This is a genomic window from Thermomicrobiales bacterium (assembly GCA_041390825.1).
Lineage (GTDB): Bacteria > Chloroflexota > Chloroflexia > Thermomicrobiales > UBA6265 > JAMLHN01.
Map to the genome: position 1 here is coordinate 22,628 of JAWKPF010000039.1, position 14,510 is coordinate 37,137.

The 14,510-nt window shown below is 62.8% G+C and carries 17 protein-coding genes; 13 read left to right on the forward strand and 4 right to left on the reverse strand.

Annotation, left to right across the window (positions count from 1 at the left end; all coding sequences use genetic code 11):
* Nucleotides 1-199: 199 nt before the first annotated feature.
* The 6 genes from R2855_17255 (at nt 200) to R2855_17280 (ending at nt 4,337) form a co-directional block, all read left to right on the forward strand.
* Complete coding sequence (locus R2855_17255) at nt 200-409, forward strand: hypothetical protein (protein ID MEZ4532745.1); 210 nt, start codon at nt 200-202, stop codon at nt 407-409.
* On the forward strand, nt 406-1,815 hold the full coding sequence (locus R2855_17260; protein MEZ4532746.1) for an amidase: 1,410 nt from the start codon (nt 406-408) through the stop codon (nt 1,813-1,815). Before R2855_17255 ends, R2855_17260 begins: the two co-directional genes overlap by 4 nt.
* The gene (locus R2855_17265) at nt 1,812-2,027 is read left to right on the forward strand and encodes a hypothetical protein (protein ID MEZ4532747.1); all 216 of its coding nucleotides are present in this window, start codon (nt 1,812-1,814) and stop codon (nt 2,025-2,027) included. Before R2855_17260 ends, R2855_17265 begins: the two co-directional genes overlap by 4 nt.
* 139 nt (nt 2,028-2,166) lie before the next feature.
* Complete coding sequence (locus R2855_17270) at nt 2,167-3,210, forward strand: Ldh family oxidoreductase (GenBank protein ID MEZ4532748.1); 1,044 nt, start codon at nt 2,167-2,169, stop codon at nt 3,208-3,210.
* A 128-nt stretch (nt 3,211-3,338) separates the two neighbouring features.
* Nucleotides 3,339-3,545, forward strand: coding sequence for a hypothetical protein (locus R2855_17275; protein ID MEZ4532749.1), 207 nt, complete (start codon nt 3,339-3,341; stop codon nt 3,543-3,545).
* A 15-nt stretch (nt 3,546-3,560) separates the two neighbouring features.
* Complete coding sequence (locus R2855_17280; protein ID MEZ4532750.1) at nt 3,561-4,337, forward strand: aldolase/citrate lyase family protein; 777 nt, start codon at nt 3,561-3,563, stop codon at nt 4,335-4,337.
* Between the two features lie 60 nt (nt 4,338-4,397).
* Here the strand turns inward: R2855_17280 and R2855_17285 are convergent, their stop codons facing one another.
* Genes R2855_17285 through R2855_17295 form a run of 3 tightly spaced genes read right to left on the reverse strand, consistent with a single transcriptional unit; the run spans nt 4,398 to nt 7,031 of the window.
* Nucleotides 4,398-4,586 (reverse strand): hypothetical protein, encoded by a 189-nt coding sequence (locus tag R2855_17285; GenBank protein ID MEZ4532751.1) that lies wholly within the window; start codon nt 4,584-4,586, stop codon nt 4,398-4,400.
* Nucleotides 4,579-5,964, reverse strand: coding sequence for a pyridoxal-phosphate dependent enzyme (locus R2855_17290; GenBank protein ID MEZ4532752.1), 1,386 nt, complete (start codon nt 5,962-5,964; stop codon nt 4,579-4,581). The genes R2855_17285 and R2855_17290 overlap by 8 nt, the downstream gene beginning before the upstream one ends.
* A complete protein-coding gene (locus R2855_17295) occupies nt 5,961-7,031 on the reverse strand; it encodes a sugar phosphate nucleotidyltransferase (GenBank protein MEZ4532753.1) in 1,071 nt (356 codons plus the stop codon). Before R2855_17295 ends, R2855_17290 begins: the two co-directional genes overlap by 4 nt.
* A 71-nt stretch (nt 7,032-7,102) precedes the next feature.
* Between R2855_17295 and R2855_17300 the strand changes: the two genes are divergently transcribed.
* On the forward strand, nt 7,103-7,738 hold the full coding sequence (locus R2855_17300; GenBank protein MEZ4532754.1) for a Maf family protein: 636 nt from the start codon (nt 7,103-7,105) through the stop codon (nt 7,736-7,738).
* 145 nt (nt 7,739-7,883) lie between these two features.
* Here the strand turns inward: R2855_17300 and R2855_17305 are convergent, their stop codons facing one another.
* The gene (locus tag R2855_17305; GenBank protein ID MEZ4532755.1) at nt 7,884-8,324 is read right to left on the reverse strand and encodes a DUF1801 domain-containing protein; all 441 of its coding nucleotides are present in this window, start codon (nt 8,322-8,324) and stop codon (nt 7,884-7,886) included.
* 152 nt (nt 8,325-8,476) lie between these two features.
* Here R2855_17305 and ggt point away from each other — a divergent pair, with 152 nt between their 5' ends.
* The 6 genes from ggt to R2855_17335 all read left to right on the forward strand — a co-directional run bounded on the left by ggt (nt 8,477) and on the right by R2855_17335 (nt 14,504).
* Complete coding sequence (gene ggt, locus R2855_17310; protein MEZ4532756.1) at nt 8,477-10,111, forward strand: gamma-glutamyltransferase; 1,635 nt, start codon at nt 8,477-8,479, stop codon at nt 10,109-10,111.
* A gap of 16 nt (nt 10,112-10,127) precedes the next feature.
* The gene (locus tag R2855_17315; protein MEZ4532757.1) at nt 10,128-11,150 is read left to right on the forward strand and encodes a zinc-binding dehydrogenase; all 1,023 of its coding nucleotides are present in this window, start codon (nt 10,128-10,130) and stop codon (nt 11,148-11,150) included.
* Between the two features lies 1 nt (nt 11,151).
* On the forward strand, nt 11,152-12,225 hold the full coding sequence (locus tag R2855_17320) for a Gfo/Idh/MocA family oxidoreductase (GenBank protein MEZ4532758.1): 1,074 nt from the start codon (nt 11,152-11,154) through the stop codon (nt 12,223-12,225).
* Nucleotides 12,226-12,252: 27 nt separating this feature from the next.
* Nucleotides 12,253-13,164 (forward strand): fumarylacetoacetate hydrolase family protein, encoded by a 912-nt coding sequence (locus tag R2855_17325; protein MEZ4532759.1) that lies wholly within the window; start codon nt 12,253-12,255, stop codon nt 13,162-13,164.
* A 129-nt stretch (nt 13,165-13,293) separates the two neighbouring features.
* Nucleotides 13,294-13,587, forward strand: a complete 294-nt coding sequence (locus tag R2855_17330; protein ID MEZ4532760.1) for a transposase — start codon at nt 13,294-13,296, stop codon at nt 13,585-13,587.
* 17 nt (nt 13,588-13,604) lie between these two features.
* Nucleotides 13,605-14,504: an IS3 family transposase gene (locus R2855_17335; GenBank protein MEZ4532761.1), complete on the forward strand. Its 900-nt coding sequence runs from the start codon at nt 13,605-13,607 to the stop codon at nt 14,502-14,504.
* Nucleotides 14,505-14,510 lie beyond the last annotated feature (6 nt).

A 14,510-nucleotide genomic window follows, 5' to 3' on the forward strand; every position in this document is an offset into this window, starting at 1 on the left:
TGATTCGGACGGCTTTTTCGAACGAAGGCCCATTCACGTGTTGTCTGTGCGCTCGGTACATAGGCGGCAGCTCGCATTTGGACAGATTGACAAGAACCTTGGTTTGACCGTTGTCATCAGTGCTGACAAGCGACTTGTCGCGACAGATCTTGGACGAATGCGACAATATCGCGTCTCGACAACGTGCATGGGGGATCGAATGGAACACAGCGAATCGAAACGGCCGACCCTGGTCGGGTACGCGGCGATCTTCGGAGTGGAGATTCTGCCCGAGGAAGAATCGCTCGAGCGAAGCGTCGACGAGCTGATCGGCTTCATCGCCGATATCGACGCGCTCGATCTCGATGGCGTCGTCCCCGCTTCGATCTATGACCCGGCATGGCCGCGCGTAAACGAGGTTCGTTCATGACCTGGCTCGATGGCGACCCTGCCGATCTCACGATCGCGCAGGCGCAGTCCGCGCTTCGCAGCGGCGCCCTCACAGCGGCGGAACTGGTCGAAGCCAATCTCACCCGCGCTGAGCGCACCGAACCGTTGTTGCACGCCTATGTGACGCTTACCGGCGATACGGCGCGCTCCATCGCGGAGCGGCAAGATGCTTCGGCCCGTGGCGGGGTGTTCGCAGGTCCGCTCCATGGCATTCCCCTGGCCATCAAGGACATTTTCGACGTGGCTGGGTTGCCAACCAAGTGCAACTCGAAGTCACGCGCCCGCGTCAAAGCCGCCACAGAGGATTCGGCCTCGGTCGAGATGCTGCGGCGCGCCGGCGGCATCGTCATCGGCAAGACGGTCACGCAGGAATTCGCGGCTGGGGTCGTCAGCCCTCCGGCGCGCAACCCATGGGACCCAACCCGCATTCCGGGGGGATCGTCTGGCGGATCGGCGGCAGCGGTTTCGGTGGGATCGGCCACGGCTGCGATGGGTTCCGACACCGGCGGGAGCATCCGTATTCCCGCTTCGGTTTGTGGCGCGGTCGGTCTGAAGCCGACCTATGGCGTTCTCAGCACCAGGGGCGTCTTTCCGCTTTCCTGGGCCCTGGATACGGTCGGGCCGCTGACCAGAACAACCGAAGACGCCTACACGATGTACTGCGCGCTGGCCGGCATCGAGCAATCGGCGCCGCTCATGCCATTGGCGCTTTCCGAGATACGCGTCGGCGTGTCGCATCCGCATTTCTTCGAGCAACTGCAACCGGGTGTCTACGAGGCAGTACGGCAGGCCATCGGCTTGCTTGCGGCTGGCGGCGCTCAGGTGGTCGATGCGCCGTGGGACGATGCCCGCGCGGCGCGGGCCGCCGGGTTCATCATCAACCGGGTCGAGACCGAGGTTGTGCACCGCGAAGGGGTCAAGAAGAACCCGGGTAGCTATGGTCCGACGCTCATGGAGCGCGTGAAGGCGTCGTCGCTGATTCCGGCTGGCGCATTGGTGCGCGCGCAACAAGCGCGCACGGTGGTGCGCGCCAGTATCGAGCAGGTCTATCTCGATCACGGAGTCGACGTGCTGGTTTCTCCTGCGACACCTGCCACGGCATTGCCAGCCGACGACCTCTTTGCCGACTATCCCGGAACGGCGCGCGAGCATGTCACCCTGGCGTACACGCGCATGACGATGCCCTTCAATATCACCGGACAGCCGGTGCTCTCGATTCCGTGCGGGTTCGATGGGAATGGCTTGCCGGTCGGCCTGCAGATCGCGGGACGCCCGTATGACGAAGCGCGTCTCTGCCAGATCGGTATGGCGATCGAAGCCGTGCTTGCCAATCAATTCGGCGCGAACTGGACCCGTCCACCACTCGCGACGGAGATGGCCCTGTGAGCGATCTCGATCGGAACGAATTCCAACGCGGCGCTCAGGCTCGGCAGAACCTGGTCGCCGCGCTGCGTGAATGCGGCGAGCTTGCCGATGCGGTCGAGCATTTCCAGGGACAGGAGCTGCTGGATGTTCTGCTCTATCTGGACGGTCTCCGCTATGTCATGGCCGAGTCGGGCCAGTTGCTCCAGGGTGTGGTGCGCGGGTACGAGGGGTAGACGCCCAGTCCTCTGTCACTGATAGCAAGCGACACCGCTCACCGGTTCCCTCGATGCCTGGCGGCGATCGTTCGTGCGGACCTCTACAATCCGGCAACAACGGAGTAGGGCGAAAAGCACGATCGGAGTCGATTGTTCCATGCCAATTTGCAGCGCCGACCAGCTTCGCGGGCTGATGACCGGCTTGTTCGAGGCAGTCGGCACACCGGCCGAGACATCGGCGTTCATTGCGAACTCGCTTGTGGCCGCCAACCTGACCGGCCACGATTCCCATGGCGTCATTCGTATCCTCCAGTACATCGAAGTCGTCGAAAGCGGCGCGCTCGACCCGAAGGCCGAGGCGGAAGTGGTCTCCATCGATGGGGCGACCCTCAAGGTCGATGGCAAATGGGGATGGGGACAGCCCGCGTTTCACCTCGCGGTGAACGAGACGATACGCCTGGCACGGGAGTACGGAATTGCCATCGGAACGGTCGATCGCTGTTTCCATGTCGGGCGGGTCGCGCCCTATGTGGAAACCATTGCCCGAGACGGGATGATCGGTATCGCGATGGCGAACGCGGGACCAGCAGTTGCGCCCTATGGCGCGCGCACCCGTGTGATGGGCACCAACCCGATCGCCTGGGCTGTTCCAGGAACTGACGAGGATCAGCCGTTCGCGCTCGACATTGCCACCGCCCAAATCGCCGAAGGCAAGGTGCGGGTGGCGCGCAACAAGGGTGTCCCTGTTCCTCCAGGTGTGATCGTCAACAAAGATGGCGCGCCTTCGCTCGATCCGAATGACTTCTACGACGGAGGCGCGCTGATGGCGTTCGGCGGTCACAAGGGCTCCGGATTCAGCATCCTGGCGCAGCTGCTCGGCCGTGGCCTGGCGGGGATGACTCAGGACCGGTTGAAAACGCATCGAGGAGGCAACGGTCCCGTCGTCATCGCCATCGATCCCGCGCGCTTCGGTCCGCTCGACCTCTTCCGTGACGTCGTGACCGAAGAAGCCGAGCGCGTGCGCGGCGCCACGCCGGCGGAAGGTTTTTCAGAGGTCCTGATGCCCGGCGATCTCGAGGTGCGCGAGCAGGCACGGCGTGAAGCCGAAGGGTGCATGGTCGACGACACCACCTGGAACGCGTTGGTGTCCGAGGCGAAGCGCTTTGGACTGGCCGAGTCGATCTATGCGCTCGCGAGTTAGCACGCGCGGGACTCCACGTTCTTCATCGTGAGCGCGTGATCGGATAGCCGCCAGCGGTGGATGCGAGAACCATCTACAATCGGCCAGTCGTTCATCAGACGTCTTACCAGAACGGACGAAACTCCTCGATGCCGACGCTCGACCCGGACCTGTTGCGCAATCTGATAGCGGCGCTGTTCCATGCGGTTGGCACGTCTGAAGCAACGGCAGCTTGCAGCATGCAATCGTTCAGCAATCGGGGTATAGGCGATAGCGACGACGTCCGCGAGAAGCAACTGCTGTCCGACGCACGGCGCCTCGGACGTTCTGAATCGCTTTGGGCCACCGCGGCCTGAGCCAAGGGAGGGAACATGAAGAACAGGACACTCGCGAAGATCAAGGCCGGCAAGCCCGTTTATGGATTCGCGTCCGGCATCGGATCGCCAATTGCCACCGAGACGCTGGCCGCCTCGGGGATCGATTTCGTCTTTCTCGACGGGCAACATGGTTCGTTCGGGATGGACCGCGTGATCGATTGCCTTCTGGCGATCGGCGGTTACCCGGCCGATGCGGTTGCCCGCGTTCCAGTCAACGATTTCACCTGGATCGGCCGCTTCCTGGACGAAGGGTGTGTCGGCATCGTGGTTCCCATGGTGAACAGCGCCGCCGATGCCAAAAGGGCCGCGGATGCCTGCCGCTTTCCGCCGATCGGCACGCGCTCCTGGGGCTGGGGGCGAGCGGCGCGATACGGCGCCAACTACACCGATGAAATCGACCGCGAGGTTTTTCTGGCGGTGCAGATCGAGACCAAGACCGCGGTAGAAAACGCCGAGGCAATTCTCTCGACGCCAGGTGTCGATGGTTGCTGGATCGGGCCGTCCGATCTGGCGCTCTCATACGGCATCCACCCGCGTGATCGGTTCGCCAGTGAGGTGCATGCGGAAGCGGTGGAGAGAACGCTGCAGGCCTGCAAGAACACCGGCAAGTTCGCCGGCTATGCGACATCCGGTCCCACCGAAGCGCTCGCGCTGGCCGCGCGTGGATTCCAGTTCCTGACCGTTGGCTCCGATGCCGGATTCATCCTCAACGGGATTGCCGCCGAGATGGCCCAGCTGGGGATCGATCCGAACAAGCAGGACGCGTATTAGGCGGTCGTCCAGCGTCCAGGGTCGAGTGTCCAGTGCGTTGTCGCTGGACACTGGGCCGGGTCAGGGACCACCGGGGCCCAGATACTCCTTGGCCAGCTCTTCGAGGTAGTTCAGGTACGCCTCCCGTTCTTCGGGAGTCATGCGCTCCAGTTCTTCTCGCAGGGCCTCGTTGGGCAGTTGATCGCTCAGATCGCGGTAGGCGATCGGATCGTCGAACTCGCGCCGATCGTCGGATTGCTTCTCAGACATTCGTCATCTCCTCGGATGCAGCATCGAATCCGCGATCCGCTGTCAAGATCGAGCGGGAGAGATTGCCACCGCGGTCGATGCGTGGGTCTTGCCAGCGGCTGACCAGCACGTTGTATCCCTTGGATCGCAACGCGCTGAGCATGTTGTCCGCCTGAGATTGCGCGGAGATCGCCACGCACAGCTCCACGATCCGCTCGCCCATGCGGGGCCGGGCGTCCAGCCGGTTGACGTCCACGTCGATGATGTTGACGTTCAGGTGGGCGATTGGCAACAGCATGCGGAGCAGTTCGCCGGGCCTATCCGGCATCGCCACGCGAATGACCAGCAAGTTGGGCACCGACTGCTCATAAAGAATGCGCCATGAGAAGCTCGGATCGATATTCCCGCCCGACACCAGCACGATCACGTCGGCGTCCTTGCCGAACGGGGGAATCGAGGGCACACGGCCTTGCTGAATATCGCGCAGTCCCGCAAGCGCGGTCGCGCCAGCACCCTCGGCGATGATCTTGGCATAGACCATCAGATCGGCTATTGCCGCCACGATCTCCGTATCCGGCACGGTCATGACATGGTCACGGCCGATCAGTCTGCTGGCGACCAGAAACGGCCGATCGCCGATCTGGCTGACCTTGATGCCATCGGCAATCTGCGTGCGCGGCGGGGTTGGCATCGCTTCTGGCGAGCCGTGATCGAGTGCCCAAACCAGGCTGGCCGCGCCTTCGGCCTCGACGCCGATCACCGTGGTGTTGGCGTGTCGTCCGGCAACTGCCAGGGCTATACCCGCAATGAGGCCGCCTCCGCCAACCGGTGCGACGATCGCGCGTGCCTGCGGGAGATCGTCGAGCATCTCCAGACCAATCGTGCCCTGGCCGGCAATCGTCCGCCAGTCGTCGAACGGCTCGATGAACACGCGGCCGCTTTCCGCTGCTTCCTCATAGGCGTACTTGCGCGCCAGGTCGAAGTTCTCGCCAACCTCACGCACATCGACGCCATACGCTCGCGTGTTGTCCTGTTTCACCTTGGGGGTGCCGACAGGCACAAAAACCGATGTTTGGTCGGCGATGCCAAACAGTGCCGCCGCCAGCGCCACACCCTGCGCGTGATTTCCTGCCGAGGCGGTCACGATGCCTGCGCTTGCTTGTTCCGGAGTCAGGTTGGCGATGTTGTTGTACGCGCCGCGGATCTTGTACGACCCCGTTTTTTGCAGGTTCTCCAACTTGAGCCAGACACGGCATCCCAGCTGGTTGCTCAACGGGTCCGAGAGGATGAGCGGCGTGCGCGTTGCAATCGGGCCGCCCGGTCCGTCGAAGAGGAGCGCGCGGGCTGCTTCGATTTCGTCGATACCGACAGGGATGGGATCGGTGGTCGCCGTTGTCATGTCAGGTCGGGACGTTCCCGCTCCATTTTGGACACGATCGCACGCACATCCTGGGCACTGGCCCGGTCGACGATCATGAGCGTGTCTTCCAAATCGATCACCGCCAGATTGCTTACCCCCACGAGCGCCACCGGCCGGTCGCGTTGCGACCAGACGATACACTCCCGGACGCCGCTCGCGACGACACTCCCGTGGAAGCAGTTCTCGTCCTCGTCGGTGGCCAGCAATTCGGCGAATCCGTTCCAGTCGCCAATATCTGACCAGCCCATGTCCACCGGGACCACGACGAACTCGTCCACATGCTCCATCAGACCGTGATCGATGGTGGTCACTGGCAGGTCGAGCCATGCGCGCTCGATCTCGTCTGCCCGTTCTGGGTCTCCCCAGCATGCCGCTATCCGCTGCAGCGCGCGGAGGAGATCTGGTTGCGCCCGCTCGAACTCGCGCAGAAAGACATCGATTCGCCAGACGAACATGCTGGCGTTCCATAGATAGCGGCCAGAGTCCAGGAAACGTTGCGCGGTTTCCAGATCGGGCTTCTCGACGAAGCGCCGCGCGAAGTACCCGCCCGGCAGGGCCAGGTCGTCCGTGCGCTCGATGTAGCCATATCCCGTTTCGGGATGACTCGGCTCGATTCCGATCGTGGTCAAGTATCCGGCTTCTGCCGAACGGATCGCGGTCGCCAGCGCTCGATGGAACTCGTCCGTATTCGCGATCTTGTGATCCGCGGCGAAGCTTCCCATCACCGCGTGCGGGTCGCGTTGGGCGATCAGCAGCGCTGCCAGCGCGATGGCATTGCCAGTGCCGCGCATTCCCGGTTCGACGAGCAGATTCGATTCGGGAATGTCCGGAAGCTGCCGGGCGATTGCAGCCAGGTGCGCTGAACCGGAAACGGTGAAGATGCGATCTGGCGGCGAAAATGGCGCGACCCGCTCGGCGGTAAGCTGCAGCAGCGACTTGTCGCCAATCAGCGGGAGCAAGAACTTCGGGCGTGCGGCGCGGCTAAGCGGCCACAGGCGTGTGCCCGCGCCCCCTGCGGGGATAACGGTATAGAAATCTCGGTGCATGGCGTCCGGATCGTAACTCCCGATTCGACTGTCGGCCGGTTGCGCGAATCGTACATGGAAAGAGGGGAACGATGCCCGAATCCGCCCGTTGCCTGGTGCTTGCTTCTGGATCGCCGCGCAGGCTCGAACTGCTCGGGCAAGTTGTCGAACGGTTCGAGGTCATGGTCAGCGGTGCGGAAGAACTGATCGACACCTCACTGACGCCTGCTGAAAATGTGCTCGCCATCGCTCGCGCCAAGGCCGATGCCGTGGCGCAAGGCGCAGGCAGCTGCCTGATCCTGGCGGCGGATACCGATGTGGTGCTTGACGGCGACATCTTGGGGAAACCGCGCGACGCCGGGGACGCGGCGCATATGTTCCGCCGGCTGCGTGGGCGATCGCACGAGGTCTACACCGCGGTCGTGGTCCTCGATCCGCTGACCGGCGAGTCGTGGGACGAGGTTGTGCGCAGCGAGGTGCGCATCCGGGATCTGGGCGACGATGAAATCGAGGCATATGTCGCCACCGGTGAGCCGCTCGACAAGGCTGGCGGATATGCCATTCAGGGCGAAGCCGCAACTATGGTGGAAGGGATCGTTGGGTGCTACAGCAACGTGGTTGGCCTCCCGATCTGCGCGTCGGTGCGGCTCCTCGAGTTGGCGGGGTTTCGACCCAGAGCAGATGCCGTTTGTCTCAGCCCATACGCGGGCAATGCGGCCCACCCCTGACCAGATGCGCCATTGGAAGGCGAGGATGTTTTCTGTCTGGGTGCCGCGGAGCGGCTGATTGTTGTTGGGATAGGTATAGACATCTGTCTAGACTATATCCTCGCGATCGCTTCATTTCCGAGAGCAATTCCTTTCCGCCAGCGCGCTACTCCCAGAGCTGCAACGAGTTTGGTGTCTTTGGCTTCTCGAACTCCGTCCGAAAGTACGCGACCGATTGCGTGACCAGGTCGACCAGCACGTCATCCGCGATCACAGTCTTGTCCGGCGCCTCGATACAACTCTTGCCGATCTTGCATCCCGCCAGACGGTCCTCGAATGTCTCCGCCAGATATCCCTGCCCACTGGCAGCGTTGGTATAGATCGCGACATACCGCTTTCGGCTACTGACTCCGATCATGAAGAATTCGCCTGTGCGTCCGGACGCATAGCGGTAGTGGTAGTGCCCATAGCCAATGACACCGCCCGAGTACTCCCAGAGGCGAATCGGAAGTCCAGGAGCCGCCGTCTCGATGACGTCCATGTAGTGCCGGATCCTCATTCGCCGGGGTTCTTCGAGTGAAGCCAGATAGCGATCGATATCGGTCATGGTGAGTCCCTTCCGCGCGCTCAGAGATGGAACGATTCTATCGCTCCCAGCAAGATGTCTGACAACCGCGATAGACCCCGAGCGGATGCTGTCCGACTGTGACAAAATGCCGGGCAACGCGAACAGTGATTTCAACGGGGAGCAGCTTTCGCATGGCGTGGCCGAACAGGGGAGTGGCGCATCGTCCGGTGGCAATGGGAACCAGAGGCGCAGTCGCTTCTGCGCACCCGCTGGCCTCACTTGCCGGAATGGAGATTCTGAAATCCGGCGGTAACGCGGTCGATGCGGCACTTGCCACCGCGGCCGCGCTGAATGTGGTCGAACCGTACATGTCCGGTATCGGCGGCAGCGGGTACATGCTCGTCTATTCCGCCAGGGAACGACGTTTGCGTGTGCTCGATTACGTTGGGCCTGCCTCACGAAATGCGTCGCTGTCGGCGTTCGAAACCGAGAACGAAAAGAACCATGGCCCCAAGTCCCCGTTGATCCCAAGCGCCGCCGCGGGCTGGCTGACGGCGCATGCGGAGTACGGTTCGCTTCCCCTCGATACGCTCTTCGCACCAGCGATCGGCTATGCGACCCAGGGCGTACCGCTGACAGTCAAGAACGCCTACTTCTACGACATGGTCTACCGGGCAGGCAACTTGACCGAGATGACCAGGGCGGTTTTCATGCCAGATGGCCGCCCGCCGTTCGCCGGAGAGATCATCCGTCAGCCCAAACTGGCGGCCACATACGCGCGGGTCGCGCGCGAGGGCAAGGAATCGTTCTACCGTGGCGCTCTGGCGAAAGAGATCGTCGAGTCGATTCAGGCCCAGGGTGGCATCATCGATACAGCTGACCTCGCCAACTACGAGCCGGCGTGGAAGGAGCCGATTGGCGTCGACTACCGCGGCTATTCCATCACCTGTCCGCCGCCCCACTGCAGCGGTTGGCAGTATCTCCAGGCGTTCAAGATGCTCGAGGCCATCGACCTTGCAGAAATGGGGCAGAACTCGCTCGAGACCCTGCACACCCTGGCCGAGGTCTTCAAGGTGGCAGTCGCCGACCGCATCGCCTACACGACCAATCCCGCCATCGATCTCGACGTTCTGCTCTCCGATGCGTACACGTCCGAACGGCGCGCGCTGGTCGACGCCAGATCGGCCGCCAGCGTCGAGGGTGAACGCTATGGAGGGAAGCGTCCGGCCGGCTCCATCGAACCGGGCGATCCGAGACAGGTGCTAAAGGAATGCACGACGCATTTCGATGTGGTCGACGCCGAGGGCAACGCGGTTGCCGTCACCCAATCACTTGGCGATGGCTTCGGAAGCGGGGTCATGGCCGGTGAAACGGGTCTGATGCTCAACAACTTTGGCTACTGGTTCGATTTCGATCCGGACAGCCCCAACGTGATCGGTCCAAATCGGAACATCGAGATGTGCATGGCTCCGGCAGTCATCTTCCGTGACGACAAGCTCTTCATGGTCATCGGCACGCCTGGGTCGTTCGGTATTCTGCAGACAACGCCGCAGATGATCAGCAATGTGATCGACCATGGGTATTCGATACAGGCCGCGATCGAGGCGCCACGCATCAAAGCCACGATTGGCACTCGACTACAGATCGAGACACGCATCCCGGAAGCAGTGCGCGACGGCTTGACCGTATTGGGCCACGTTCTCGAGCCGCTGGGTGATTGGTCGCCGCTCGTCGGAGGAGGCCAGGGCATCATGATCGACCCGGATACCGGCGCCTATTGCGGTGGCGGCGACCCTCGACGCGATGGCTACGCGCTCGCCTGGTAAGGAAGTCAACTCGTCGATGAAGCACTACTACGTCACCGCTCCAGGAACGATCGGGTGCCTGGAGGAAGCCATTCCTGAACCAGGGCCCGGCGAGGTGCAACTGAAGGTCACGCACACGGCCATCAGCCCAGGCAGCAACGTCTACATCTATCAGACGGGCTCATACTCTGGAACTGGCGATCCGATCCCGCAGGAATGCATGTACATGGGCGCGGGCGTCATCACCAGGCTCGGAGATGGAGTCGAGGGTTTGGCAGTCGGCGACCGCGTTGCGGTCAATGGCATGGGGCACCAGGAATATGCGGTTGCTCCGGCACGCAAAGCGCACTGCATCCCGGATGGCGTCTCGTCGGAAGCCGCAAGCGCGTCGTACTTGGCCGGTTGGGCGGTGAGTTGCCTTCACCTGGGACGTTACGAGGCTGGAGCGACGGTGGCAGTCGTCGGCCTCGGTCTCGTCGGCGCCTCGACAGCGCTGGTGGCGGACATGATGGGGGCCCGCGTTATCGGCATCGATGTGTCTCCCGAGCGAGTCGCGTTTGGCAGAACACTCGGCTTGACCGCCGTGGTGCAGGGCGGAACCGAAACTGCTGCGGAAGAAATCGAGCACGCAGCTGGCGCGCGCGGTGTCGACCTTGTGATGGAGACGAGCGGCGTTTGGCCCGGTTTCGAGCAAGCGTTCGCGATCTGCCGCGAGTATTCCCGCATCGCGCTCATGGGTATCTACCGGCGCACGCCAACTGCGGAGTACGCGCTCAAGCTGCACAAGATGCTCTATGCCTTCCCCAGCAAACTCCACTACAAGAAGATCGAGGTCGTCGGTTGTGGCTACGATCCGGAAGAGACGCTTCCCGATTCGCCGTTCACCTTCGACCGGGAGGGCAATTTCCGCTATCTCCTCGAACAGGCGGGACGTGGCAAGATCGACCTGAACAAGCTCGTCACGCACCGGTTCCAACCGGACGAGGCCGCAGCCGTGCTGGAACGATTCGCGCAAGGGGATCGGTCCATGGTTGGCGCGGTTTTCGAATGGGAGGCGTAGGGTGACAAGGCGTCGCGTCGCGGTCGTCGGACTCGACCACTACCACACGACGGGCTGGGTCGAGAGCCTCGAGCTCTTCCCGGACGATCTCGAGATCGTTGCGATCTACGAGCCCGACCGGTTGCTGTGGGAGGGGTTGGCGCCCCGCTATCACGATCCGCATCTCGCGCCGTCTCTGCACGAGCGGCACCGCGCCACCCCGTTCGTCGATGATTTGGACACGCTCGTCGAGCGTTTCGAGCCGGAAATTGCGCTGGTGACGCTTCCCAACCGTGACATGCCCGCTGCCATCGAGACCCTGGCGAATGCCGGTGTGCATATGCTGGTCGACAAACCGGGCGCCGCGACACGGCGGGCCGCGAAGCGTGCATTCGGCGTGGCCGATGCGAACAAGGTCAAAGTCGCCACCGGATTGCTGCGTCGCTATGGGCGCGGCTGGCAGTATGCCCATCAGATGTGCCGGGAGGGCCGTCCCGGGCGGCTGCTTTCCACCGAATCGGTCTTCAACACGTCGTCGCCATTCGTGCGCGATCCGGCAAATCATCTCTTCTCCCATGAGCTGCAGGGTGGGGGCATCCTGATCTGGCTCGGTGTGCACGAGATCGACCAGCTGCTCTGGATGACCGGCGAGCGCATCGTCGAGGTCCAGGCGCTCGCTGGGCAAGTGAACGATGCCGGTATCGATGTCGAAGACGTAGTGTCGCTCGCGTTTCGCTACGAATCGGGCGCCATCGGCGCCATGCATTGCGCGTTCGTTCTGCCGCGCACGATGTCGGCCGGCTACTTCGCCATCCGCGGCGAGCACGGATCGTTGACGGTGAACTTCGACGGTTCGGTGAGCTGGTTCGGCGCGGGCAATCGTGACGATCCTGTACGGGAAGAGACGCTCTCGTACAGCACAGCCGCGATGCCCGGCTATGGCAGCATGGCACCGGCGGTCATTCGCGATCTGCTCGCCTCGATCGACGAGAACCGGCAACCTCTGGCGAACGGCGACGCCCTTATCGCCGCGCTCGGCGTCATCGACGCCGCCTACGAATCCGCGCGCACCGGAACACGTGTCACTGTCGATTAGTCGTAATACACACCGAGGGAGGAGTCAGTGAAATTCGTTAGCTATTCCAGAAACGGCGGGGAGATCCGCGCGGGTGTCTCGGTCGACGGGAAGATCGCCGATCTTGCCGACGGCGCCGTGGCCATCGGCGCGTCACTGCCGTCGAACGTGGTCGAGATCCTCGCCATGGGCATGCCGGGAATGACGACCGCTGGCGATGTCGCAGATGCCGCCGCAGTCGGTTCGATTCCCACCATTGCCGAGAGCGACGTAACGCTCGAGGCCGCGATCCAGAACCCGCCGACCATCTTTCTGCTGGCCGGCAACTACCAATCGCACATCATCGAAGGCGGTGGTTCTGCGGTCGAGAAAAACAAGATCAATCCGCGTCCCTTCATCAAGCCGACTACGGCCATCATCGGCACCGGCGACCCGATCCTGATCCCGCCCGATTCGGAAACACTCGACTACGAGATCGAGATCGCTGCTGTGATCGGCGCCGAGGGGCGTCACATTCCCGTTGCCGATGCCAACAACTACGTCGCCGGGTACACCGTCTTCAACGACGTCTCGGCTCGCTCGCTCAAGATCGCCGAAGGGCGCACCGAGCGCGCGGGAGACCTCTGGTTCGACTGGCTGCTCGGCAAGTGGTGCGATTCGTTTGCCGCCATCGGACCCTACCTGGTGACCAAGGACGAAGCCGGCGACCCGAGCACGCTCGAAATGGCGCTCACCGTCAACGGCGAGCTTCGCCAGCATTCCGACGCAGGCGAGATGATCTTCTCGATTCCCGAAGCCGTGGCGTTCCTGTCGCGTTTCGTCACCCTGCGTCCCGGCGATCTCATCTGCATGGGAACCCCGGGAGGCGTCGGCGCAGCCACCGAGACCTATCTCAAGTCCGGCGATGTCGTCGTCGCAAAGATCGACAAACTCGGCACACTGGAGAATAGAGTTCAGTAGTCAGTAGTCAGTAGTCAGTAGTCAGTAGTCAGTAGCCAGTTGTCGGTTGTCGATGGCTGGTTCTGGTGTGTACCATGAAAATGAGACACCGATCTGAACGCAATCGACCTGACGCGAAAGGACATGTCGATGGCCAGGATATGTCGCCGGTATTCGCCAGAGTTCAAGCAGGAGGCGCTTGCCTTGGTGGCGCTGGACCATTCCGTCACCGCGGTGGCCCGGGAGTTGGGGATCCCGGGCCAGACGCTCTCGATGTGGGTCAATGCCGAACGCAAACAAACCGCCGCGGCGGAGCTGGCGGCTGCCGGTCCGGTCGATCCGGCGGTCCATCGGGCGGCGCTGCAACGGATTGCCGAACTGGAGCGCGAGAACGAGTTCCTGGGAAAAGTATCGGCCTTCTTCGCCAGCAAAACCCGACCGTAACGGCGTGGTATGCCCTGGTGGCGAAGGAGGCGTCTGCCTATCCGGTGACGATGATGTGTCGGGTCTTGGGACTATCGCGGGCCAGTTATTACCGCTGGACAACGCGATCCACCTCGCCCCCATCCCTGCGCAGCCAGCGGCATGCCGCGTTGACCCAGGCGATCGTGACCAAGTTTGCTGAAAGCGGACAACGCGCTGGTCGGCGTCCGATCCGGCAATTGCTGGCCGACGACGGGATCGTGTGTTCGGCCGGGACGGTGCACACCATCATGGCCGAACAGCGGTTGATGGCCCGGCGCAAACAGGCGTGGAAACGCACCACCACGCGCGATCCGGCCGTGCGCACCGCTCACATCGGCAATCACTGTCTGGATGCCACCCAGCGGCGCTCCTTCCAGAGTGACCAGCCCGGAACCAAGACCGTGGGCGATATCACCAACCTGCCGACCCGGGAAGGGTGGCTCTATCTGGCAGTGGTCATCGACCTGGCGACCCGAGCAGTGATTGGCTGGGCGGTGCGTCCGAGGCAGCAGAGCGAGCTGGTCACCGCGGCCCTGCAGATGGCGCATCAGCATGGGCACCTCCACGACGGCGCCATCTTTCACAGCGACCGGGGGAGCCAGTACACCAGCCAGGCGTTTCAGGACCTGTGTGCCGAATTGGCGGTGACCCAGTCGATGGGACGCACCGGTGTGTGCTGGGACAATGCGGTAGCCGAATCGTTCTTTGCGACCCTGAAAAGTGACTTGGCCGCTGAGGTGGGGGTCTTTGCCACCAGACAGGCGGCGCGCAGCTGGATCGTGCGCTACATCGAAGGGTGGTACAACCGGCGTCGACCCCATACCACGAACCATGGGGTAGCGCCGATGACCGCGTGGGAGCGGCTCACTGGTCAGCGGACTGTCTCACGTTCTTGACACACT

What these genes read in the sequence shown, in the direction of transcription:
- R2855_17305 (MEZ4532755.1), bottom strand. Translation starts at nt 8,324, where the DNA reads ATGACCGATATCGATCGCTATCTGGCTTCACTCGAAGAACCCCGGCGA.
- R2855_17270 (MEZ4532748.1), top strand. Translation starts at nt 2,167, where the DNA reads ATGCCAATTTGCAGCGCCGACCAGCTTCGCGGGCTGATGACCGGCTTG.
- R2855_17275 (MEZ4532749.1), top strand. Translation starts at nt 3,339, where the DNA reads ATGCCGACGCTCGACCCGGACCTGTTGCGCAATCTGATAGCGGCGCTG.
- R2855_17330 (MEZ4532760.1), top strand. Translation starts at nt 13,294, where the DNA reads ATGGCCAGGATATGTCGCCGGTATTCGCCAGAGTTCAAGCAGGAGGCG.
- R2855_17300 (MEZ4532754.1), top strand. Translation starts at nt 7,103, where the DNA reads ATGCCCGAATCCGCCCGTTGCCTGGTGCTTGCTTCTGGATCGCCGCGC.
- R2855_17315 (MEZ4532757.1), top strand. Translation starts at nt 10,128, where the DNA reads ATGAAGCACTACTACGTCACCGCTCCAGGAACGATCGGGTGCCTGGAG.
- R2855_17260 (MEZ4532746.1), top strand. Translation starts at nt 406, where the DNA reads ATGACCTGGCTCGATGGCGACCCTGCCGATCTCACGATCGCGCAGGCG.
- R2855_17285 (MEZ4532751.1), bottom strand. Translation starts at nt 4,586, where the DNA reads ATGTCTGAGAAGCAATCCGACGATCGGCGCGAGTTCGACGATCCGATC.
- ggt (MEZ4532756.1), top strand. Translation starts at nt 8,477, where the DNA reads ATGGCGTGGCCGAACAGGGGAGTGGCGCATCGTCCGGTGGCAATGGGA.
- R2855_17295 (MEZ4532753.1), bottom strand. Translation starts at nt 7,031, where the DNA reads ATGCACCGAGATTTCTATACCGTTATCCCCGCAGGGGGCGCGGGCACA.
- R2855_17290 (MEZ4532752.1), bottom strand. Translation starts at nt 5,964, where the DNA reads ATGACAACGGCGACCACCGATCCCATCCCTGTCGGTATCGACGAAATC.
- R2855_17280 (MEZ4532750.1), top strand. Translation starts at nt 3,561, where the DNA reads ATGAAGAACAGGACACTCGCGAAGATCAAGGCCGGCAAGCCCGTTTAT.
- R2855_17255 (MEZ4532745.1), top strand. Translation starts at nt 200, where the DNA reads ATGGAACACAGCGAATCGAAACGGCCGACCCTGGTCGGGTACGCGGCG.